The organism is Brotocaccenecus cirricatena, assembly GCF_020687045.1.
Lineage (GTDB): Bacteria > Bacillota > Clostridia > Oscillospirales > Oscillospiraceae > Vescimonas > Vescimonas cirricatena.
On sequence record NZ_JAJEPW010000042.1, the window covers coordinates 1 to 20103 of the forward strand.

General features: G+C 63.9%; 19 protein-coding genes. All 19 read right to left on the reverse strand.

What is annotated here, in order from left to right; genetic code table 11:
• Positions 1 to 33 precede the first annotated feature (33 nt).
• On the reverse strand, positions 34 to 1227 hold the full coding sequence (locus tag LKD37_RS12285) for a pyridoxal phosphate-dependent aminotransferase (RefSeq protein ID WP_302929486.1): 1194 nt from the start codon (positions 1225 to 1227) through the stop codon (positions 34 to 36).
• Positions 1228 to 1257: 30 nt separating this feature from the next.
• Positions 1258 to 2172 carry a phosphate acyltransferase gene (locus LKD37_RS12290; RefSeq protein ID WP_302929487.1) on the reverse strand — a complete coding sequence of 305 codons (915 nt, stop codon included), beginning with the start codon at positions 2170 to 2172 and terminating at the stop codon, positions 1258 to 1260.
• Positions 2173 to 2588: 416 nt separating this feature from the next.
• Entirely contained in the window at positions 2589 to 3554 is a 966-nt protein-coding gene (locus tag LKD37_RS12295; RefSeq protein ID WP_302929488.1) for an EamA family transporter, read from the reverse strand.
• Positions 3555 to 3589: 35 nt separating this feature from the next.
• Entirely contained in the window at positions 3590 to 4873 is a 1284-nt protein-coding gene (locus LKD37_RS12300) for a methionine gamma-lyase family protein (RefSeq protein ID WP_302929489.1), read from the reverse strand.
• Positions 4870 to 5136 carry an AbrB/MazE/SpoVT family DNA-binding domain-containing protein gene (locus LKD37_RS12305; protein WP_302929513.1) on the reverse strand — a complete coding sequence of 89 codons (267 nt, stop codon included), beginning with the start codon at positions 5134 to 5136 and terminating at the stop codon, positions 4870 to 4872. The genes LKD37_RS12300 and LKD37_RS12305 overlap by 4 nt, the downstream gene beginning before the upstream one ends.
• A gap of 225 nt (positions 5137 to 5361) precedes the next feature.
• Positions 5362 to 7827 (reverse strand): winged helix-turn-helix domain-containing protein, encoded by a 2466-nt coding sequence (locus LKD37_RS12310; protein WP_302929490.1) that lies wholly within the window; start codon positions 7825 to 7827, stop codon positions 5362 to 5364.
• A gap of 13 nt (positions 7828 to 7840) precedes the next feature.
• Positions 7841 to 8407, reverse strand: a complete 567-nt coding sequence (locus tag LKD37_RS12315; protein WP_302929491.1) for an NUDIX hydrolase — start codon at positions 8405 to 8407, stop codon at positions 7841 to 7843.
• 1 nt (position 8408) lies between these two features.
• A complete protein-coding gene (locus LKD37_RS12320; RefSeq protein ID WP_302929492.1) occupies positions 8409 to 9128 on the reverse strand; it encodes a tRNA threonylcarbamoyladenosine dehydratase in 720 nt (239 codons plus the stop codon).
• Between the two features lie 174 nt (positions 9129 to 9302).
• On the reverse strand, positions 9303 to 9509 hold the full coding sequence (locus tag LKD37_RS12325; protein WP_302929493.1) for an LPXTG cell wall anchor domain-containing protein: 207 nt from the start codon (positions 9507 to 9509) through the stop codon (positions 9303 to 9305).
• Positions 9506 to 9898 carry a hypothetical protein gene (locus LKD37_RS12330; protein WP_302929494.1) on the reverse strand — a complete coding sequence of 131 codons (393 nt, stop codon included), beginning with the start codon at positions 9896 to 9898 and terminating at the stop codon, positions 9506 to 9508. Before LKD37_RS12330 ends, LKD37_RS12325 begins: the two co-directional genes overlap by 4 nt.
• Positions 9899 to 10257: 359 nt before the next feature.
• Positions 10258 to 11022 carry an ABC transporter ATP-binding protein gene (locus LKD37_RS12335; RefSeq protein ID WP_302929495.1) on the reverse strand — a complete coding sequence of 255 codons (765 nt, stop codon included), beginning with the start codon at positions 11020 to 11022 and terminating at the stop codon, positions 10258 to 10260.
• Positions 11012 to 12034, reverse strand: coding sequence for a FecCD family ABC transporter permease (locus LKD37_RS12340; protein ID WP_302929496.1), 1023 nt, complete (start codon positions 12032 to 12034; stop codon positions 11012 to 11014). The genes LKD37_RS12335 and LKD37_RS12340 overlap by 11 nt, the downstream gene beginning before the upstream one ends.
• The gene (locus LKD37_RS12345) at positions 12031 to 12189 is read right to left on the reverse strand and encodes a hypothetical protein (protein ID WP_302929497.1); all 159 of its coding nucleotides are present in this window, start codon (positions 12187 to 12189) and stop codon (positions 12031 to 12033) included. The genes LKD37_RS12340 and LKD37_RS12345 overlap by 4 nt, the downstream gene beginning before the upstream one ends.
• Before the next feature lie 8 nt (positions 12190 to 12197).
• Positions 12198 to 13274: an ABC transporter substrate-binding protein gene (locus tag LKD37_RS12350; RefSeq protein WP_302929498.1), complete on the reverse strand. Its 1077-nt coding sequence runs from the start codon at positions 13272 to 13274 to the stop codon at positions 12198 to 12200.
• Between the two features lie 3 nt (positions 13275 to 13277).
• Entirely contained in the window at positions 13278 to 13913 is a 636-nt protein-coding gene (locus LKD37_RS12355) for a metallophosphoesterase (RefSeq protein WP_302929499.1), read from the reverse strand.
• A gap of 331 nt (positions 13914 to 14244) precedes the next feature.
• Positions 14245 to 14757: a xanthine dehydrogenase subunit XdhC gene (xdhC, locus tag LKD37_RS12360; protein WP_302929500.1), complete on the reverse strand. Its 513-nt coding sequence runs from the start codon at positions 14755 to 14757 to the stop codon at positions 14245 to 14247.
• Complete coding sequence (xdhB, locus tag LKD37_RS12365; RefSeq protein ID WP_302929501.1) at positions 14757 to 15644, reverse strand: xanthine dehydrogenase subunit XdhB; 888 nt, start codon at positions 15642 to 15644, stop codon at positions 14757 to 14759. Before xdhB ends, xdhC begins: the two co-directional genes overlap by 1 nt.
• A gap of 15 nt (positions 15645 to 15659) precedes the next feature.
• Positions 15660 to 17954, reverse strand: a complete 2295-nt coding sequence (gene xdhA / locus LKD37_RS12370; RefSeq protein ID WP_302929502.1) for a xanthine dehydrogenase subunit XdhA — start codon at positions 17952 to 17954, stop codon at positions 15660 to 15662.
• A 212-nt stretch (positions 17955 to 18166) separates the two neighbouring features.
• Positions 18167 to 19969, reverse strand: coding sequence for a bifunctional metallophosphatase/5'-nucleotidase (locus LKD37_RS12375; RefSeq protein WP_302929503.1), 1803 nt, complete (start codon positions 19967 to 19969; stop codon positions 18167 to 18169).
• Positions 19970 to 20103: the final 134 nt, after the last annotated feature.

Here is a 20103-nt window from a genome sequence, read left to right on the forward strand (position 1 = left end):
CGCATGCGTCCGGGCCGCTGTTTTGCTTGTTTTTTACTTTTCGTATGCCTGAATCAAGGCCCGGAAGGCCGGAAGGCTCCGACGGATCATGTCGTTGGACACGCAGTAGCTCAGCCGCACGAAGCCCGGGCACTCGAAGCCCGTGCCGGGCACCACCAGCAGGTTGTGCTCCCGCTTGGCCTTTTCGCAGAAAGCCTCGTCGTCGCCGCCGGGAGCCTTGACGAACAGATAGAAGGCCCCGTCGGGCTTGGCACACTGATAGCCCATGGCGGTGAGCTCCCGGTACAGCAGCTGGCGGTTCTCATCATAGGCTGCCAGGTCCGGCGTCTCATCGGCGCAGCGGGCGATGGTCAGCTGGATCAGCGTGGGCGGGCACACATGGCCGCAGGACCGGGCCGCCCCGGCGATGGCGCTGTACACCGCCTGGTGGTCCTCCACGGAATCCGGGACGCAGATATAGCCGATGCGTTCGCCGGGCAGGGACAGGGACTTGGAATAGGAGTAGCACACGATGGTATTGCGGTACACCGTGGGAATGAAGGGCACCTCCACCCCGCCGTATACCAGCTCCCGGTACGGCTCGTCGGCGATGATGTAGATGGGGTGGCCGTACTCCGCACTCTTGCGCTCCAGCAGCCGGGCCAGGCCCTCCAGCGTCCGGCGGGTATACACCACGCCGGAGGGATTGTTGGGGGAGTTGATGATGATGGCCTGGGTACGGGGGGTCAGGCGGCGCTCCACCTGGTCCAGGTCGATCTGGAACGCATCGGTGTCTGCCGGCACCACCACCAGATGACCGCCGTTGGACTCGGTAAAGGGCCGGTATTCCGGGAAGAAGGGGGCCACCACCATGATCTCGGAGTCCTCCTCCGCCAGCAGGGCCTTGATCACGGCGATCAGCCCCGGGGCCGCGCCGCAGGTGAGAAACAGGTTCCCGGCCTTCAGGTCCGTGCCGAACCGGCGGTTCAGGTTGGCGGCGATGGCCTCCCGTGCGCTGTCAAAGCCGCAGGCCATGGAATAGCCGTGGACCTTGATGGAATCGGTGTCGTTGAGAATATCGTGAATGGACTGGTTGACCTTGGCCGGGGCGGGGATGCTGGGGTTTCCCAGGGAATAATCGAACACGTTCTCCGGGCCCACCGTTTTGGCCTGCTCCAGGCCATAGGCGAACAGCTCCCGGATGACGGAGGGCGCGGTGCCCAGCTGATAGAATTTCTGGTTTACCATAACATACTCTCCTCTATGTATGCGGTTTGGTCAGGACAGGTGCATCCGCCGGGACAGGACGCTGCCGGCGGCGATGGAAGCCAGCTTGGAATAGGCGCTGTCGGACCGGGACACCAGCACGATGGGCACCTTGGCCCCCAGGATGACCCCGGCGTTCTTGGCCCCGCCGAATAGGGTGGCGGCCTTGCCGATGCCGTTGCCCACCTCATAGTTGGGCACCAGCAGGATGTCCGCCATGCCCGCGCCGGGGGCACTGTAGTGCTTGTGGCGGCAGGCCTCCGGGCTGACAGCCAGGTCCAGGGCCACCGGCCCGCACACGTCCATGCCGTATTTGGCCCACCGGTCCGTCATATGGGCCAGGGCGTCGGCGTCCACGGTGGACTGGATTTTCGGATTCACCTGCTCCGCGCCGCAGATGCAGGCGGCGTGGATGGTCTCATAGCCCAGGGCCTGGAAGCACATGGCGGCGTTTTCCAGAATGTCCGCCTTTTTCTCCAGGTCCGGGAAGGTGTTCACGCCGCCGTCGGTGAGGATAATCATCCGCCCCAGGGCGGGGATCTCATAGAACATGCAGTGGGTGGTCAGGCGGCCGGTGCGCAGGCCGTGCTCCTTATTGAACACCGCCCGCATCAGGTCGGCAGTGCCCAGGATGCCCTTCATCAGGAAATTGGCCCGGCCCTCCGCGCACAGGGCCACGGCCTTGGCGGCGCAGTCGGTGTCCGTGTCGCCGGGGATGATCTCATAGGCGGCGGGGTCCTCCCCCAGCTCCCTGAGCATGGCGGCGATTTCATCCGCGTGGCCCACCAGCACAGGAACGGCAATGCCCTCCCGCCGGGCCTCCGCCACCGCCTCGATCACCGGCCGGTCATGGGCGGCGGCCACGGCGATGATCCCGGGCTCCCCGCCCCGGGCCGCCTCGATGATGCCGTCAATGGTCTTGATCATACTGCTTTCCTCCTTGTATTCCTCCATAAAAAATGCGTCTGTCCCTTGTGATATTCTGACCATATTATACAGCGCCGCCCCGTACCCGTCAATGCAAAAACGCCGAATGGTTCAATAAAATTTCGCTGGCCGCCCTCAGCTTCTCCAAAAAGGGCAAAGCCCTTTTGGGACAGCCCCGGATAAAACATATGCCGCCCCCCAGGGCGGCATATCATCGTATCAAAAGCCTCGCAGAGTTCACGGCCCGCAGGCCGTGAATCAAATTCAATCCGTTTTTTGCGGCGGCGTGTACGTCGCAAAAAACTCTTTGCGCGGAGAGAGTGTGTCCCGCCGGGTTTCATGCCCGGCGGGACGCGCGGTTCGGAGCGAAAGCTCTTTTGGTGGAAAAGGACATCGTCCTTTTCCACCACTTGTTTTTATCCATCGTACACGCCCAGGATGACGATACCCGCCACCACCAGGGCGATCATGAGATAGTGCTTCAGGGACAGCTTCTCCTTCAGGAAGATCCGGCTCCACACCACCGACGCCACGCAGTAGGCGGAGATGATGGGGGCGGAGATAGCCACATGGGCCGTGTCGGACAGGGCGAAGATATAGGCGAACTGGCCCGCCGTCTCGAAGGCCGCGCCGGCATACTTGGGGGCCTCCTGCCGGGCGATGAGCTTCTGCTTCCGGATCAGCACCACATACACGAAGCACACGATGCCCGCCAGCAGGAACGTCAGCTCATAGGCGCAGTTGGCGGCGCTGGCGGCGTAGTCGGAGCACTCATCCGCCGTGGCGAACAGCCCCTGCGCCATCGCCTCGCCGGACAGCTTGTCCAGCACCCGGGAGTCGGCAAAGGTCCCCGCCGCGTCCAGCACGCAGTAAGCAATGGGCAGCAGCAGAGCCAGGGCAGACTTGGCATAGCGGCGGTTGGCCGCCTCCTGCCGCCTCCGGCGCAGGTCCTCATCCTCGTGGGCCTCCACCACACCCAGGCCGATCACGCCCACGCACACCAGGGCCGTGGCCACCAGCTGGGCCGGAACCAGCTCGCCTATGCCGCCGGTAAGCAGGCACAGCACCGCCACCAGCGCACCGGAGGAGTTGCAGATGGGGGACGAGATGGACAGCTCAATATACCGCAGGCCGATATAGCCCATGGCCATGGACGAGATGTACAGCAGCGACACCGGCAGATACGTCCAGATGATCTCCCAGGTCACCTGGGTGCCGCCGATGAAGATCTCATACGCCGCGTGCAGACCCATGACCACGCCCACAGCCGTCACCATTTTCAGGTGGCTGTATTTATCGGTCTCCGACTGGCAGCCGATTTTGGAAAACAGGTCCGATCCGCTCCAGCACAGCAGAGCGATTAGGGAAAGCCAGAACCACATGTGATTTTTTCTCCTTTTACAATTACATTTTACAATTACATTTCGATGATTCCTGCATCCAGCAGCTTCTGGATGCTCATGAGAATGCCCAGCTTGGCGTGGAACCAGGTGAGTCCCCCCTGGAAATACACCGCGTAGGGCGGGCGGATGGGCCCATCGGCGGACAGCTCGATGGACGCCCCCTGCACAAAGGCCCCGGCGGCCATAATGACCTCCGACTCATACCCGGGCATTGCCCAGGGCTCCGGGGTCACATAGCTGTCCACCGGTGCGGCGGACTGGATGCCCTTGCAGAAGGCCACCATGGCCTCCCGGCTGCCCAGCTCCACCGCCTGGATAATGTCCCTGCGTGTTTCGCCGCTGCCGGGCACCACCCGGAAGCCCAGTCTTTCATAGCACCCGGCGGCAAACACCGCGCCCCGCACCGCCGAGGACACCACCGTGGGAGCCAGGAACAGCCCCTGGTAAAAGCTGGTCAGAAGCCCCAGATTGGCCCCTACCTCCCGGCCCAGGCCCGGAGCGCTGAGCCGGTAGGCGCACCGCTCGATGCAGGACTTTCTGCCGCAGATATAGCCGCCGGTGGGAGCCAGACCGCCGCCCAGGTTCTTGATGAGACTGCCCACCACCATGTCGGCCCCCACGTTGGTGGGCTCCTGCGTCTCCACAAACTCGCCGTAGCAGTTGTCCACCATGCACAGCACGTCGGGCTTGCACTCCTTGCAGAAGGCAATGAGCTTTCCGATCTCCTCCACGGAATAGGAGGGCCGGGTGGCATAGCCCTTGGACCGCTGGATGGTGATGAGCCTGGTCTTTTCGTTGATGGCGGCCCGGATGCCGTCATAGTCGAACCCGCCGTCCGGCAGCAGATCCACCTGCCGGTACGAAACGCCGTACTCCTTCAGGGAGCAGGGGGAGGGCCGAATGCCGATGACCTCCTCCAGGGTGTCATAGGGTCCGCCCACCGGGCTGAGCAGCTCGTCCCCGGGCAGCAGGTTGGCCCCCAGGGCCAGGGCCAGAGCATGGGTGCCGCAGGTGATCTGGGGCCGCACCAGGGCCGCCTCGGCGCCGAAGCAGTCGGCATATACCCGCTCCAGGTTGTCCCGGCCCTCGTCGTCATAGCCGTAGCCGGTGGAGAGGTTGAAATGGGTGGCGTTCACCCGGTTTTTCTGCATGGCGGCGATGACCTTGGCCTGGTTGAACTCCGCCACCTGGTCAATGTGCCGGAACTGGTCCGTCAGCCCCTCCAGCACCTCCTGGCCGAAGCGCAGCACCTGATCGCTGACGCCCAGCCGGTTATAAATGGAATTGGTATCCGTCATTTCTCCTCATTCCTTCCCATATCTTCTAAAATCTGCCGGGCCACCCGGTCCAGCACCTCGGGCTTGGACAGCACCAGGCCGCTTTCGCCGCTGCCCAGCACCAGCACCGTGTCCCCGGGCCGTATGTCGTAAAACTGCCGGGCCTCCTTGGGAATCACGATCTGTCCCCGCTCTCCCACCCGGGCCGTGCCAAAGATCCGGTGATTTTTCGGCTTGCCCAGGATGTGCTTTCCTCCGGCCATGCGCCCACCTCGCAAATTCATACTTTTCACACAAATGTGACAGCTGACAGTATACCACATTTTTCCCCGTTTGCAAGAGAAAATTGTGTTTCATCCCCGCCTTTCTCCCGCCGCCTCCGCCTGCCGTTGCCCGGCCCGCCGGGGACGTCGGCCCCTATGAGCTTGGCTCACCCTCTGGGAGAGCTGTCGGCGCAGTCGACTGAGAGGGTCCGAAGGGGCGGACAAGCCTGTCCGCCCCTGAAATTCCTACTCCTCCATCAGCTCCTCCAGGCGGCGGCGCTTGGTGCGGGCGTCGCCGGTCAGGTGCAGCTTGGAATAGATCTGGTTGATGTACTGCTTCACGGTGCCCTCGGTCAAAAACAGCTGCCCCGCGATCTCCCGGTTGCTGAGCCGCCGGGCCATCCGCTGGGCCACGGCCCATTCCCGCTCTGTCAGGGGGGCCAAGGCCTCCGGCCGCTGACCCTGCTGCCGGGCCGCCCGGCTGCCGTTCTCCAGCACTCGGCTCAGCTCCGCCGCCTCCCGGCCCAGGTCCCCGCACTCCGGCAGCAGCTCCCGCAGATAGCGTCCACTTTCCGCAAAGGGCGTCACCAGGCCGTCCGGCCGGGCCAGGGCCGCCGCCTGGCCCAGCAGCTCCGCCGCCTCCCGGCGCTTGCCCAGCTTCTCATAGGCCGCGGCGGTCTGCACCAGCACATAGAGCTCCACCAGGGCGTAGTGCATCCCCCGGCACAGGGCCAGCAGCCCCTCGCTGCCGCCGATGACCCGGGCATAGGCTCCCTGGGCCAGATACACCTGATTTTCGATCATCTGCATCATAGGCAGGCAGGGCCCCAGGAAATTCACGGTATCCAGCCGATGCTCCCGGAACAGCTCCGGAATATCGTCCGCCCGGCCCAGCACCGCCTGACAATAGGCGGCGGTGCTGTCGAAAATATGCAGCCACATGGCATTGTGCTGCTGCAACAGCTGCCGGCGGCGGCGCAGGTCCACCCCCACCGCCTCCCCGGCGGCCATGTGCAGCCGCATCTCCAGAAAGTCGCAGCACAGGGCCATATTCTCCTGTCCGCTGCCGCTGATGGCCGCCCGAGCCCGCTCTAAGGCAATGGCCCCGTCGTTGAGCCGTCCCCGTGCCAGAGCCGCCTCGCCCTCCATGATCCGCTGGGCGCCCATGCCGTGGCCCCCGGTGATCTGATAGTAGTGGGGCATACACTCGTCCATGTCCGCCAGCTCCCGGTCCAGCTGTCCCGGGGTCCGGTGGAACATCATCAGCACCGACGGCGAGCCGAAGGTCCAGCTGCCGTGGCTCTGGATGCTGACGGCCTGCCGGGTCATCTGCCTGCTGGCGCTGCGGTGGAACCGGCTCATGGCCCCGATGTCGTTGTAATACAGGAAGCTCTCGATCAGGTCGCACTCCCCCAGCAGGTTCCCCCGCTGCCGGTCCGTCAGCTCCGGGTGCCGCCGGACGGACTCCAGCAGCAGCTCCTTCAGCTGCCGCATCCGGGGGATCTGCCCCCAGGTGAACATCCGCCGCATCAGCACCAGCAGGGCCGTGGGATGCTCCATCAGCACCTGGTCGCCGCAGCGGTCCAGCAGCTCCAGCACCTGCTGGGGCCGCAGGGCCGCCAGCAGAATGCCCGCATCCCGCTGCACCACCTCCAGGGCGTCGTCCCACCGGCCTGCCTTACTATAGGCCGCCAGAGCCTGCAAATATTGTCCGTTTTCCGCGTACCAGTGGCCGTACCGGGCCTGATACGCCGCCTGCTCCTCCGGCGGCAGGGCGTCGAAGTCCCGCTGGGCGCAGGCTTTCATCATGTGGTGGAACCGGTATCCCCCGCCGGGCAGTCGGGTGACAAAGGCGTTTTTGGCCGTCAGGTCGGACAAAATCTCCGCCGTGTCCGGTTCCTTCGTGATAAACCGGGCCATCTCCCCGGTGAACTCGTCCGCCAGACCCATCACCGCCAGGAACTTCTGCCGCCGGGGCGGCAGAGGCCGCAGCATGGCGGCGGTGAACATGTCATAGATGTCCGCCGTCTCCGCCGGGGCGGTCCCCCGGTCCGCCAGAGCCTGCAAGTGCAGATACACGGCGGCCATCCACCCCTCGGTGGCCTGCTGCAGCTCCGCCAGCTGCTCCCGGTCCAGGGCCGCGCCGAACCGGTGGGCATAGGCTGCCAGCTCATCGCCCTCCAGCCGCAGCTGCCCGGCCCCGATGCGGTGCAGACGCCCGCCCAGCCGCAGCACCTGGTCCCCGGACAGGGCCTTGTCCCGGCTGGCGGCGATCAGATGCACATTATCCGGCAGTCTTGCCGCCAATTCGCACAAGAAGCGGGCCACCCGCCGGTCCGGCATCAGGTGCAGGTCGTCCAGAAACACATACCATGGCTCCTGCCGCCGCAGCTCCCGGCACAGGGTGTCGGCCAGCAGACCGGCGGAGGCCGGGTCCCCGGGGCACTCGAAGCCCTCCAGCGCCGTCAGTCCCGCATCCCGGAAGGCCCGGCGGCCGCTTTGCCACAGGGCGGGCAGGCTGTCGGAATAGATGCTGATGCGGATGGCGCAGCCCGGGGGCTGGGTCCCCAGGAACCAGTTCACCGCCGTGGTCTTGCCGTAGCCCATGGGAGCCGTTACCACCGTCAGGGCGCAGCGGCCCACCGGCTCCAGGCTGGCCCGGAGTCTTGGGGAAATATAGGTCGCGCCGGTGTCCGGCTTTCGTTTTGCCATGAAAAATGCCTCCTTACCGGGCCATATAGGCCGCGGCCCGCTGGGTCAGCTTGCTGTATACCCGCTGGACCATCCACGGCTCCGTGGAGGCCTTCAGGGCCTCCTCCGGCGTGAACCAGGCAACGCCGCTGTTTTCATCGGGCTTCTGCCGCAGCTCGTGGTCCATGGCCCCCAGCAGATAGGTGACGTTCATGTGAATGTGGCTGGGGACATACTGCCCCCGCTTCTCGTGGCCGTCCACGGTCAGGCACTCCAGGGAGAAAATCCCCGGATGCAGCAGCTCCAGCCGCTGCAGCCCCGTCTCCTCCGTCACCTCCCGCATGGCCACCGCCAGCAGGTCCCGGTCCCCGTCGGCGTGTCCGCCGGTCCAGGACCAGGAGTTGTAGATATTGTGATACACCATCACCACCTGCCGCCGGTCCGGGCTTAAAACCCAGGCGGAGGCGGTCATGTGGGCGGTGAGATTTTCCCGTTCAAATGCGTCGGGATTTCCCGCCAAAAACCGCAGTATCCCGGCCTTGTCCCGCTGTTCCTGGGGACAAAGCGGGACGAAATTCTCGATTTCCTGTATGATATCCATATTATTCACTCTCATTCGCTATCAGGTTCCGGACGATGGCGGAGGCCATCAGGATCCCCGCCGCGGAGGGTACCCAGGGCACGCTGGCCGGAACGCTGCGCCGCCCGGGGGAGGGAGCCTCCAGCTGCCGGGTCTCGGCGGCAGGCTCCGGACTGTACACCACCTGCAAATGCCGGATGCCCCGGTCCCGCAGCTCCCGGCGCATGACCCGGGCCAGAGGGCACACGGAGGTTTTGGAAATGTCCGTCACCTGCAGAAGGGTGGGGTCCAGCTTGTTGCCGGTGCCCAGGGCGGAGATGATGGGGATGCCCCTCTCCCCCGCCTGGGCGATCAGGTCCAGCTTGCAGGTCACCAGGTCGATGCAGTCGGCGATATAGTCGAATTTCCCGGCGAAAAAGTCCTCCCGGTGGGCAGCGTCATAGGTGGCGCACAGGGGGTGGACCCGGATGTCCGGGTTGATATCCCGGCACCGCCGGGCCGCCGCCTCCGCCTTATACTCCCCCACGGTGGAGGACAGGGCGTACAGCTGGCGGTTGATGTTGGTGAGGCTCAGGGTGTCCTGATCCACCAGGGTCAGCTCCCCCACCCCGGAGCGGGCCAGGATCTCGGCGGCATAGCTGCCCACGCCGCCCAGGCCGAACACCGCCACATGACAGCGGGAGAGCCGGTCCAGGGCCCGGTCCCCCAGGACCATTTCCGTCCGTAAAAATCTGTGTTCCATGGTGATCTCCTTATATCCCCCGGCCATGGCATACCGCGGCAGGGGGTTGCTGATTTTTCCCAGTATATCACACTCTTTCGCGGATTTCCACCCCGCCGGAAAGCCGCCCCGCAAAAAATGGCGTGCGCCGCAGCGCACGCCATTTTTTTGCGCTTATTCGATTTCTGCTCTGTATCAGCTCCGCTTTTTCCGGGGCAGCAGCACCAACGCTGCGCCGCCCAGCAGCAGAGCCGCGCTCCACAGAACCACATAGCTCTCGTCGCCGGTCTTGACGCCTGGATTTTCGGGCTGAGTGGGCTGGTCAGGCTGATAGTCCGGGTCCTCCGCGCCGCAGACGGTGCACTTGCCGTCCTGATAGTCGTGGCCCTTGGCGGGGATCACCTGACCCCGGGCCAGCAGTCCGCCGCGCTGACGGCGGTGACGCGCTCATCCGCCCCGCTGGTGGAGGCATAGGCGCAGCTGCTGTCCAGGCAGTAGACGTTCTCCACCTGGGAGCCGCTTTTCTTCATATCCCGGCCGATGACGCCGCCCAGATTATTGCACACCAGGCCCTCGCCCAGGGTCACATTGCCATAATTATAGCTGTTTGCGATGCTGCCATCGCCGAACTGACCCACGACGCCGCCGGTGCCGCCGTTGGCATAGGTGCTGTGACCGCCGGAGACGGTGGCCACATCATAGCCCTCCCGGCGTTCCGCCTGCCGCTGGTCGGGGTCCAGAGCCAGTACCGTCTGCGGCAGCAGACTCAGCACCATCAGAACCGCCAGCAAAGCTGCCGAAACGCGCTTGGAGATTTGCTTCGCTTCTTGTAATTTATAAAAGCCTTCATCCGGATTTTATACGTTGATAAACCCGGATTTCCGTCCTTTGTGCACCTCGATTGAGGATAACGCATCCCCGCAAAAGCGGGGCATAGCCCCGCCATTGGGTGCGACGGTATATGCGGCAGGGCACGCGGGCCCTGCCCTACAGGATATTCTGCCGGTATACACTCCGTAGGGGCGTGGGCTCTACCCCGCCCGCTATGCCCGTACCTTGGGCCGGGTAGAACCCGGCCCCTACAGGCGGTTCTGTCGGTGCGCAATCCGTAGGGGCGGACGACTCTGTCCGCCCAAAAGCCACCGCCCGGTCACGTATCGTATACGCAGCCCTTCACGCTGCCGCCGGGGACGGGGATGTCCGCCACCGTCAGGGGAATGCGGTAAATCTCCCGCAGCAGCTCCTCCGTCAGGGTCTCCGCCGCCGGGCCGAAGGCCCGCACGCCGCCCTCCCGCAGCACCAGAACATCCGTGGCAAACCGGAAGGCGTGCTCGGGGTTGTGGGTGGACAGCAGCACCGTGTACCCGCTGTCGGCCAGCTGACGCACCTGCCGCAGCAGGCGGAACTGGTTGCCGTAATCCAGGCTGGCGGTGGGCTCGTCCATCAGCAGGATCTTCGCCTGCTGGGCCATGGCCCGGGCGATCAGGGCCAGCTGCCGCTCGCCGCCGGAAATTTCGTTGATGCCCCGGTCCGCCAGGTCCCGGATACCCAGGGTCTCCAGCACCCGGTCCGCCGTCTCCTGCTGGGACGGCCCCGGCCCGTGGAAGGGGTCCGCCCCCATCAGCACCGTGTCCCGGACGGTGTAGTTATACACCGGGGCGCTGGACTGGGGGATATACGCCGCCAGCCGGGCCAGGCTGCGGCGGTCCAGGGAGCGCAGATCGTGTCCGCACAGGGCGATCTCCCCCCGGTACCGGGGCAGAAAGCCCAGGATGCACCGGAACAGGGTACTCTTTCCCGCCCCGTTGGGGCCCAGCACCGCCACCAGCTGCCCGGGCCTGGTCCGGAAGCTCACCTGCCGCAGCACCTGCCGCTTCCCGTAGGCAAAGGACAGGTCCCTCACGTCAATGGACACGGCGGCCACCTCCCGTCACGATCAGATACACAAACAGCGGCGCGCCCACAAAGGCCGTGAGAATGCCCAGCGGCAGCTCGCCGGTGGTCACAAGTCTTGCAATGTCGTCCACGATCAGCAGGAACGACGCCCCGAACAGGGCCCCGGCGGGGATCAGCCGCCGGTAGTCATAGCCGAACAGCATCCGGCAGAAATGGGGGATCACCAGGCCCACCCAGCCGATCATGCCGGACACCGCCACGCTGGCGGAGGTCAGCAGCGTGGCGCACACGATCACCGCGCCCCGCAGCCGCCGGGTATTCACGCCCATGGACTGGGCCTCCTCCTCCCCCAGGGTCAGCAGGTTCATCCGCCACCGGAGCACCAGCAGCGGCACCATCCCCAGGGCCACCGGAATGGACAGAAACAGCACGTCCTTGTCCTTGATGGAGGACAGGGACCCCATCAGCCAATAGGTGATGGCGGGCAGCTGCTGCTGGGTATCCGCCACCAGCTTCACAAAGGACGTCCCCGCCGAAAACAGGGACGAGATCATCATGCCCGCTAAAATCAGGGCCACCGTCTGGTTTGTTCTGGACAGGCGGCTCACCAGCCACGCCGCCGCCACGGCCAGCAGACCGCAGCAGAAGGCGGCGGCGGAAATGCCGAAATAGCCCGCCCCCAGCAGGATGGCCACTGCCGCGCCGAAGCCTGCGCCGGTGGAGGCCCCCAGAATGTCCGGCGACACCATGGGGTTGCGGAACATCCCCTGATACGCCGCGCCGGACACCGCCAGCGCCGCTCCCACCAGGGCCGCCGCCGCCACCCGGGGCAGCCGCACGGCGAACACCACCTTATCGTCGCTGAGGGGCCAGTCCGCCGCGCCGCCGGTGACCTTTGTCCACAGCATATGCAGCAGCTGCCCCGGGGACAGGGCATACCGTCCTAATAGCAGCGACCCCAGCAGCACCGCCAGGAAAACAACCCCCAGCACCGCGAACCGCCGGGCATAGCGCTTATCCGCCGCGGTCATCTGCTGCCCCCGCTGCTCCGGCTGTCCCGGACGATGTAATAGGTGCCGGTCTCGGCGTGGTCCTTATCCGCCGCGGCGATCAGTCCGGCGATGGTGGTGTCAAAGGCCGCCAGCAGCAGCATACACAGAACCAGGGCGCGGCAGATTTTCCTCATAGCGTTCCTCATTTCAGGGTGGAGTGGCTGAGCATACGCTCGGCCTCCTCCGCCGTCAGGTCATAGTGCCAGAACAGCCGGTAATACTCCTGGGCCACCTGCACCATGTCATAGTCGTACAGCTCCGGATACAGCAGGTTCCCCAGCCACCAGATGCCCAGCACCCGGTTCACAGACGGCGGGGAGCTCATCCAGTCATAGGGCAGGCCGGGAATCTCGTAATACCGCCCGTTCTGAACGGCGGTGAGGCCCGCCCACTCCCCCTGGGTCAGGGTATCGTAGGGGCCGCCGGTGGACAGCAGAATCACGTCCGGCTCCACGGCGTATACCTCCTCCAGGCTGACGGTGGTGCCGCCGCCCCGGTTGCTGACCTCCTCCGGGATGATGGCGTTGACGGCCCCCACCAGGTCGATGACGTCCGCCTGGACGGACCCGGCGGCGTTGCAGGCAAGGCCCGTGGAGCCGGTGCCGAACAGCACGGAAAGCCGCTGGCTCTCCGGAATTTTTGCAGAATTTTCCTGGGCCATGGCCACGCTTTTCTCAATGAATTGGGCCAGAGGCTCCGCCGTGCCGGCCCGGTTCAGGATATCCCCCAGCATCCGATAGGCGGCGGCCATATCATCCAGGTCCGCCTCGATGAACACCGTGGGAATGCCGGTCTGCTTTTGTATACGGTCCATATCGTCGGCGATGGTGTCCTTGGCATCGCCCAGGTCGATGATGATCTGGGGCCGGGCGTCGATGAGGGACTCCATATTCAGGTTGGCCTTGCTGCCATAAAACTGGCCGAAGGTGGGCAGATACCGGACCTCCTCCGGGAAATAGGGCATCTGGGCCGTGCTGGGACTGCTGGAAAGCCCCGCCAGCAGGTCATAGGCAATGGGCATCAGGATCATCTGGGCCGTGGAGCCGCTGGGAGCCACCCGCTGGATCTGGGCGGGTATCTCCACCTGCCGTCCGGCGGAGTCGGTGATGACCCGGGTCTCCACCCCCTCCAGGGGGTCATAGCCCTGCTTTTTGCCGCAGGCGGCCAGGGGCAGACACAGGCACAGAGCCAGAAAAAAAGCAAGCAGACGTTGTTTCATGGGTCACTCCTTATCGAAATCGGGCCGGGGCGGAAGGGGCCGGAAGTCCGGCTGGCCCGGCAGCCAGCCGTCACCTCCCCGCCGCCGGGGCGGCGGGGGCGGGGGGATCAGGGCATCGTGCGCCCCACTGTAAAAGGCGCGGTTGTTCTCAATGAGCTGGGGAAGGGTCACGGGGCGGTAGAAATTCACGTCCACCCCGGCGTTGAGCACCCGGGGCAGCTGGCGCAGAATGTCGTATTCCGGGCCCCGGGCCTGGTGCAGGTGGCCGTGGACCATATAGCCCCGCTTGCGGTACAGAATGGGATAGTGGCAGAGGATAATGTGAACCTCTCCGTCGTCGATCTCGTTGAAGTCGGTGACGGTTTCAAAATAGCGATACAGCTCCCCGGCGTTTTCAAAGCCGGTGTCGTGGTTGCCCCGGATCAGGTGCTTATGGCCCCGGAGCCGGGACAGGGCGTCCCCGGGCACCAGGCCCCGGTTATAGCCCACGTCCCCCACCACATACACGGTGTCCTCCTCCGAAACGGCCTCGTTCCACCGGTGGATGAGCTGGCGGTCCATGTTCTCCACGGTGTCGAAGGGCCGGGAGGGCAGAAAGGGTTCATAGTGAAAATGCAGGTCGGCGGTATAGAAGATCATGGCGTCCTCCCTCAGCTTGTCAAAAAAGTCTTTTTTTGACAAGCTGCGTGCGGTTTTTCAGAACTTAAAAAGTTCTGAAAAACCTGTGATTGCAAACGAAAGACACCCCTGATGGGTTTCTTTCGTAACTATCTTCCTTTCCGATGGCGGAAGATTTCCGGGTTTCTCGACAGTCTCCTCCCTGTCGATATTCCCAATTAAGGATAACGGTGGCCAAAAAAATTCAGCACACCAAACTAATTTTCATTCAGTATAGCAAATCCCCCGGCGAATGTCAATACGAGGTGTCGAAAAATTGCCCCCGGCGCATCGCGCCGGGGGCAGCGAAGGTTCAGGTGTTCAGATACGGGTCGTCCAGGCGGCCCAGGCGGCGCAGCATGGTCTTTTTCACGGCCTTGAAGATGTTCTCATATCCGGTGCAGCGGCACAGATGGCCGGACAGCAGCTTGCGCAGCTGGTCGTCGGTGTAGTACACGCCCCGGTCCAGGATCTCCACCGCCGTCATGATAAAGCCCGGGGTGCAGAAGCCGCACTGAATGGCCGTCTCCTCCATGAAGGCCTGCTGGATGTCGGACAGCTCACCGTTGGGGCCCATAAGCCCCTCCAGGGTGGTGATGTGCTTGCCCTCGGCCCACACGGCCAGGTACAGGCAGGAGTTGTAGCACTCGCCGTCGATGAGGACGTTGCAGGCGCCGCATTCGCCTACCTCGCAGCCCTTTTTCACGGAGGTCATGGAGAAGTCGTTGCGGAGCATATCCGTCAGGGATGCCCGGACGTCCACCATTTTCTCCACTTCCTTGCCGTTGAGGAAGAACGTCACCAGCTGATACTGATTCTTTGCCATTACAGCTCACCTCCCGCCAGCTTCACGGACTCCATCAGGCAGCGCTTGGCGCTTTCCACGGCGATGTGGGACCGGAAAGCCTTGCTGGCCCGCCAGGAATCACGGGGGTGGATATCCTCCAGCACCGTGCGGCCGAACTGCTGGATGTTCTCCAAGGTGACTTCCCTGCCGTTGATGAAGGCCTCGGCGTTCAGCGCCCGCAGAGGCACGGGGCCTGCCACGCCGAAGGCGATGCGCACCCGCTCAAAGGTCTTTTTGTCCGGGCTCAGCCGGGCGTTGACGGAGGTGCCCAGGGTGGCAATGTCCATGGCATTGCGCATGGCGTACTTGATATAGTGGCCGAAGGTCCGGTCATAGGACGCCTTGGGAATGAGAATGGCGGTCTGGATCTCGCCGTCCTCCGCCCGCAGGTCCACGGCGCCGGCCTTGAGGTAGAACTCCTTGATGGGCACCCGGCGGACGCCGTTTTTGCCGGTGATCTCCACGATGGCCTCCCAGGCGTGGAGGGTGGAGGCGGAGTCGGCGGAGGTGACGCCGTTGCAGGTGTTGCCGCCGATGGTGCCGGCGTTGCGGATCTGGGGTCCGCCCACCATGTCCACCGCCTCGCCCAGGACGTTGATGTACCGCTGGATCAGAGGATCGGCGGTGATGTGGCTGAAGGTGGTGAGGCTGCCGATGCGGAGGTTCTCCTCCTCGTCCAGGGACACGCCCCGCATTTCCCGGCATCCCTGGATGCTGATCAGGGCCTTTCCGGCCCGCTTGCCCTCCCGCATCTGCACCAGCACGTCGGTGCCGCCGGCGATGATCTGGGCCTCGGGATGCTCCAGCCGCAGGCGGATGGCATCCTGGACGCTTTGGGCCTGGTAGAGCGCTGACATATCATACATAGCGGTATTTCCTCCTTAGTCCCGGATCAGGCCCTCTTCCGTGAAGCGCCGGAAAAGGACGTGGGGGGTGATGGGATCCTGGTCGATGGCCACGCCGGTGGCGTTGTAGATGGCGTTGCGAATGGCGGGAGCGCCGGAGCAGGCCGGGGGCTCGCCCAGGGCCTTGGTGCCGAAGGCGCTGGTGGGCTCGGCATTTTCCACGAACTGCGCCTCCAGATGGGGGTGGTCCATGATGGTGGAGAGCTTATAGTCCAGCAGGTTGTTGTTCAGGGGCTTGCCGGTCTTTTCGTCGAACAGCAGCTGCTCGGACAGACCGTAGCCGATGGCCATGGACATGCCGCCGTGAACCTGGGCCTCCGCCAGGGCCGGATTCACCAGCCTGCCGCAGTCGTGGACATTGATGATGTCCTTCAGCGTCACCTTGCACATGGGGATGTCCACCTCCACCTCGGCGAAGGTGCAGCCGAAAGAATAGGCGTTGTTGCGGATGGTATAGGTGCTCTCGGCGGTGATATGCTGGGAGTCGTTGGGGTTATACTGGGCGTGCATGGCCAGCTCCGACAGGCTCATCAGCACCTTGCCGTCGGTGGTGCGGACGATGCTGCCGTCCACGATGTCCATGTTGTACACCGCCTGGCGGGTGAGCTTTCCGGCGTAGTCCAGAATTTTCTCCTTCAGCAGCAGGCCCGTCTGGCGGATGGAGAAGCCCGCCACATAGGTCTGCCGGGAGGCGTAGGCGCCCAGGCCCGTGGGGGTGATGTCCGTGTCCTGGCAGGACACCACGTGGACCCTGCGATAGTCCCCCAGGCCCACCACATCGGCGGCCATCTGGGCATAGACGGTGTCGGCTCCCTGGCCGATCTCCGTCTCGCCGCACTGCATGGTGACGCTGCCGTCCAGGTTCAGCTGCATCCGGTTGGAGGAGGTCTCCAGGGAGATGGGATACACGGCGGTGTTGTACCAGAAGGTGGCCATACCGATGCCCCGGCGGATGGGGCCGGTGTCCTTGGCGAACTCCGCCACCTTGCGGTCATAGTCGATGTACTTCTTGCCTGCCTCCAAACACTGGCGGAAGGAATCGTCATAGTTCACGTTGTGGGAGAAGCCGTCCTCGTACCCCTGGGGCATGACGTTCTGCATCCGGAAGGCCAGGGGGTCCATGCCCACGGCCTTGGCGCAGTCCTCCACGTTGGCCTCGTCGGCAAAGGAGGCCTGGGGCATACCATAGCCCCGCATGGCCCCGGCGGCGGGCCGGTTGGTGAACACGGTCCATGCGTCGCACTCCATGTTGTCGCAGGGATAGTGCTGGGGGAAGGAGCCCATGGCCTTGGCCACGATGCTGTGTCCGTGGGAGGCGTAGGCCCCCTGGTTGGAGAACAGCTCCACCTTTCGGGCGGCAAAGGTGCCGTCCGGTCGGAGCCAGGACACAATGTGGAACCGGATGGCGTGGCGCACCCGGTTGGAGACGAAGGTTTCCTCCCGGGAGCAGTCGATGCGGACGCAGCGGCCCTGGACCTGGGTGGAGCACCAGGCGCACAGGGGCTCATACAGGGCGTCCTGCTTGTTGCCGAAGCCGCCGCCGATATAGGGCTTTACCACCCGGATATCGCTCCAGGGGCGGCCCAGGGCCTGGCCCACCACCCGGCGGATGATGTGGGGGATCTGGGTGGAGGCCACCACGGTGATCCGGCCGTTTTCCTCATAGGCGAAGCACCCGTGATTCTCAATGTGGCAGTGCTGCACCGTGGGGGTGTCGTACCAGCCCTCCACCTTGATGAGGCCTGGCTCCCGGATGGCAGCCTGATAGTCGCCCTTTTTCATGTCGGTGTGCTTGAGAATGTTATTGGGGAAGGCCTCGTGGAGCTGGGGTGCGCCGGGCTTCATGGCCTCCTGCGCGTCCAGCACCAGGGGAAGCTCCTCATACTCCACCTGCAAGGCCCGGACGCCCTGCATGGCGGCCACCTCGTTTTCCGCGATGACCACGGCCACGTCGTCGCCGTAGTAGCGGACGTGCCGGTTCAGAAGATGCCGGTCCGCCACGTCCTGGTGTCCCGGGTCCATGGACCAGGGGTGACCGGCGGTGGGGAAGGGGTGCTCCGGCACGTCGAAGCAGGTCAGGACCTTTACCACGCCGGGGATCGCCTCCGCAGCGGACTTATCCACAGACTTCACGAAGCCGTGGGCAATGGTGGAGTGCTTGATGCGCACATACAGCGCGTCCCGGGGCATCAGATCCTCGTAATATTTGGTGCGTCCGGTGGCCTTGTCAAAGGCGTCCACCCGGACCTCCCGTTTTCCAACCTCAGCCATGAATGGTGTCCTCCTCAGCAAAATAAGAAGCCGCGATATCTGGCATAAGCCCTCGTAATTCTTCTTTATTAAACTGTATCATAGCATATCCCGCCGGATTTGAAAAGTGGTTGGCGTAATTTTAGTTGCAGAATAGCGCCATGACAGAAAAAGCCCCGGCGGAGCTTGTCCGCCGGGGCAGGGGAAATGCTGTGTCAGCAAAAGGAGATCGCTCAGATGGCCTTGCGCTTCTTGGAGGTCATCACCACGACAGCGCCGGCTGCCATGACGGCCACCAGGCCGTACACCACCACGCCGTTATCGGCGGTCTTGGGGCTTTCAGGCTTGGTGGGAGTGGTGGGCTCCTCGGCGGGCAGGGTGATGGTGATGCGGCCCTGGGGCTGGGCATACTGCTCGCCCACCACGCCCTTGAGCTCGGTGGTGATGTAGTCCATCAGCACCTCGTCCAGAGGCAGACCGGTGTCGAACTGGCTGGAGGCGGCAGCAAAGGCATAGTAGGTGTCGCCGCCGGCGGCGCAGAAGTTGTTGGTGACCACGGCATAGGTCTTGTTGGGGTCAAAGGCCTTGCCGTTGACGCTGTTGATGGTGACGCGGTTGATGGAAGCGGGACCATAGTAGGTGGCCTTACCGCTGCCGCTGGGATAGGGAGTGGTCTGCGGATCGTATTTCTTGGTGGCGTCAATGGAGATGTTCATGCCGGCGATCTGGGGGAAGCCGCCCAGGGAGTCGGGCAGGGCAAAGGTAGAAGCCTCCAGGGCCTCCAGCAGCTCGGCGCCGGTGACATACACCACAGCCACGGTATTGCCGAAGGGCAGCACGGTGTTCACGTCCAGCTTGGAGATGTCGCCCTTGTGGATCCAGGCCCGGATGCCGCCGCCGTTGGTGATGGCCACCACGTTCTCGGCGGGAACGGTGAGCTCAGCGTCCTTGCGGATGGCCCACAGCATGGAGTCGGTGATCAGGTCGCCCAGGTTGGTCTCCTGGGTGCGGTTGCCGGGCTCCTTGGCGCCGTTGAGCTCCACGTCGGTTCTGGCAAAAACCTTGCCGTACTCGGCGTTGATGTCGCTGATGATCTTGTCGGCGGCAGCCTTCACGGTGGCGTCCTCCTTGGTGTAGGCGGACAGGTCGATGAGGCCGTTGCTCTCGATGCTCTTGGTGGCGTTGTCAATGACGATGGCGCCCACATAGGCAAGGCCCGTGCCGGTGGACTGGACCATGTTGTTGTCCTTGCTGGCGGTCATCACCGTGTGGGAGTGGCCGTCGATGAACAGGTCGATGCCCTTGACGTTCTGCATCACATTGTAGGAGCAGTTGGGCTCGGAGGACTTATCCACGCCCAGGTGGCCCAGAGCGATGACGATATCGGCATTCCCCTCGCTGCGGGCCATGTCCACGTCCTCCTGGGTGATCTTGTACAGATCCTTGCCGCCGATGAAGCTCAGACCCTTCATCAGGGCGGGGTTGGCCTTGGTCTGGGTCTCGGGGGTGGCCATGCCCACAATGGCGATGCGGAACAGCTCGGTCTCATAGCTGTCGTCGGCATAGATGGGAGCGGTGCCGCCGGGGGCGAAGATCAGATCGCCCTCGTCGTCCACCAGGTTGTTGCAGGCGACCATGAAATCGCCCTGGTGCTTTTTCAGGTTCTCCATCAGCTGGGGGAAGCCATAGTCAAACTCGTGGTTGCCCAGGGTGATGACGTCATAGCCCACCAGGGCCATCATGTCCAGGGCGGTTGCGCCCTTGCTGAGGCTGACGTAGGGAGAGCCCTGGCTGTAGTCACCGGCGTCCAGCAGGATCACCTGGTGAGCGCCCTTGTCGTAGCACTCGTCCCGCAGAGCAGCCACCTTGGCGTACTTGTCGATGGCGCCGTGGACGTCGTTGGTGTGCAGGATGACGGTCTTGCCCGCCAGGGAGTCAGGGAGCTGATACGTCTCCTTGTTCTCGCCCCAGGAAGCCGGGACCATCAGCGCCAGCGTCATGACCAGCGCCAGCAGAGTCGCTAAGAATTTCCGCATGGTATTCTTTCCTCCTTCAATTTTCAGAGCGCGGTGCGCGTTCTGTTGTACCTTTATCATACATGATTTCTCCGAAAAAAGAAATTCTTTTTCCTTCTGCAAGGTATACAAAAATTTCATTCTCATTTTGTTGA

Bases quoted from the DNA above. Each gene is read 5' to 3' on its own strand.
- LKD37_RS12320 (WP_302929492.1), bottom strand. From the start codon at position 9,128: ATGGAACACAGATTTTTACGGACGGAAATGGTCCTGGGGGACCGGGCC.
- xdhA (WP_302929502.1), bottom strand. From the start codon at position 17,954: ATGGCTGAGGTTGGAAAACGGGAGGTCCGGGTGGACGCCTTTGACAAG.
- LKD37_RS12295 (WP_302929488.1), bottom strand. From the start codon at position 3,554: ATGTGGTTCTGGCTTTCCCTAATCGCTCTGCTGTGCTGGAGCGGATCG.
- LKD37_RS12340 (WP_302929496.1), bottom strand. From the start codon at position 12,034: ATGACCGCGGCGGATAAGCGCTATGCCCGGCGGTTCGCGGTGCTGGGG.
- LKD37_RS12305 (WP_302929513.1), bottom strand. From the start codon at position 5,136: ATGAATTTGCGAGGTGGGCGCATGGCCGGAGGAAAGCACATCCTGGGC.
- LKD37_RS12315 (WP_302929491.1), bottom strand. From the start codon at position 8,407: ATGGATATCATACAGGAAATCGAGAATTTCGTCCCGCTTTGTCCCCAG.
- LKD37_RS12310 (WP_302929490.1), bottom strand. From the start codon at position 7,827: ATGGCAAAACGAAAGCCGGACACCGGCGCGACCTATATTTCCCCAAGA.
- LKD37_RS12285 (WP_302929486.1), bottom strand. From the start codon at position 1,227: ATGGTAAACCAGAAATTCTATCAGCTGGGCACCGCGCCCTCCGTCATC.
- LKD37_RS12300 (WP_302929489.1), bottom strand. From the start codon at position 4,873: ATGACGGATACCAATTCCATTTATAACCGGCTGGGCGTCAGCGATCAG.
- xdhB (WP_302929501.1), bottom strand. From the start codon at position 15,644: ATGTATGATATGTCAGCGCTCTACCAGGCCCAAAGCGTCCAGGATGCC.
- LKD37_RS12355 (WP_302929499.1), bottom strand. From the start codon at position 13,913: ATGATCTTCTATACCGCCGACCTGCATTTTCACTATGAACCCTTTCTG.
- LKD37_RS12345 (WP_302929497.1), bottom strand. From the start codon at position 12,189: ATGAGGAAAATCTGCCGCGCCCTGGTTCTGTGTATGCTGCTGCTGGCG.
- LKD37_RS12290 (WP_302929487.1), bottom strand. From the start codon at position 2,172: ATGATCAAGACCATTGACGGCATCATCGAGGCGGCCCGGGGCGGGGAG.
- xdhC (WP_302929500.1), bottom strand. From the start codon at position 14,757: ATGGCAAAGAATCAGTATCAGCTGGTGACGTTCTTCCTCAACGGCAAG.
- LKD37_RS12350 (WP_302929498.1), bottom strand. From the start codon at position 13,274: ATGAAACAACGTCTGCTTGCTTTTTTTCTGGCTCTGTGCCTGTGTCTG.
- LKD37_RS12375 (WP_302929503.1), bottom strand. From the start codon at position 19,969: ATGCGGAAATTCTTAGCGACTCTGCTGGCGCTGGTCATGACGCTGGCG.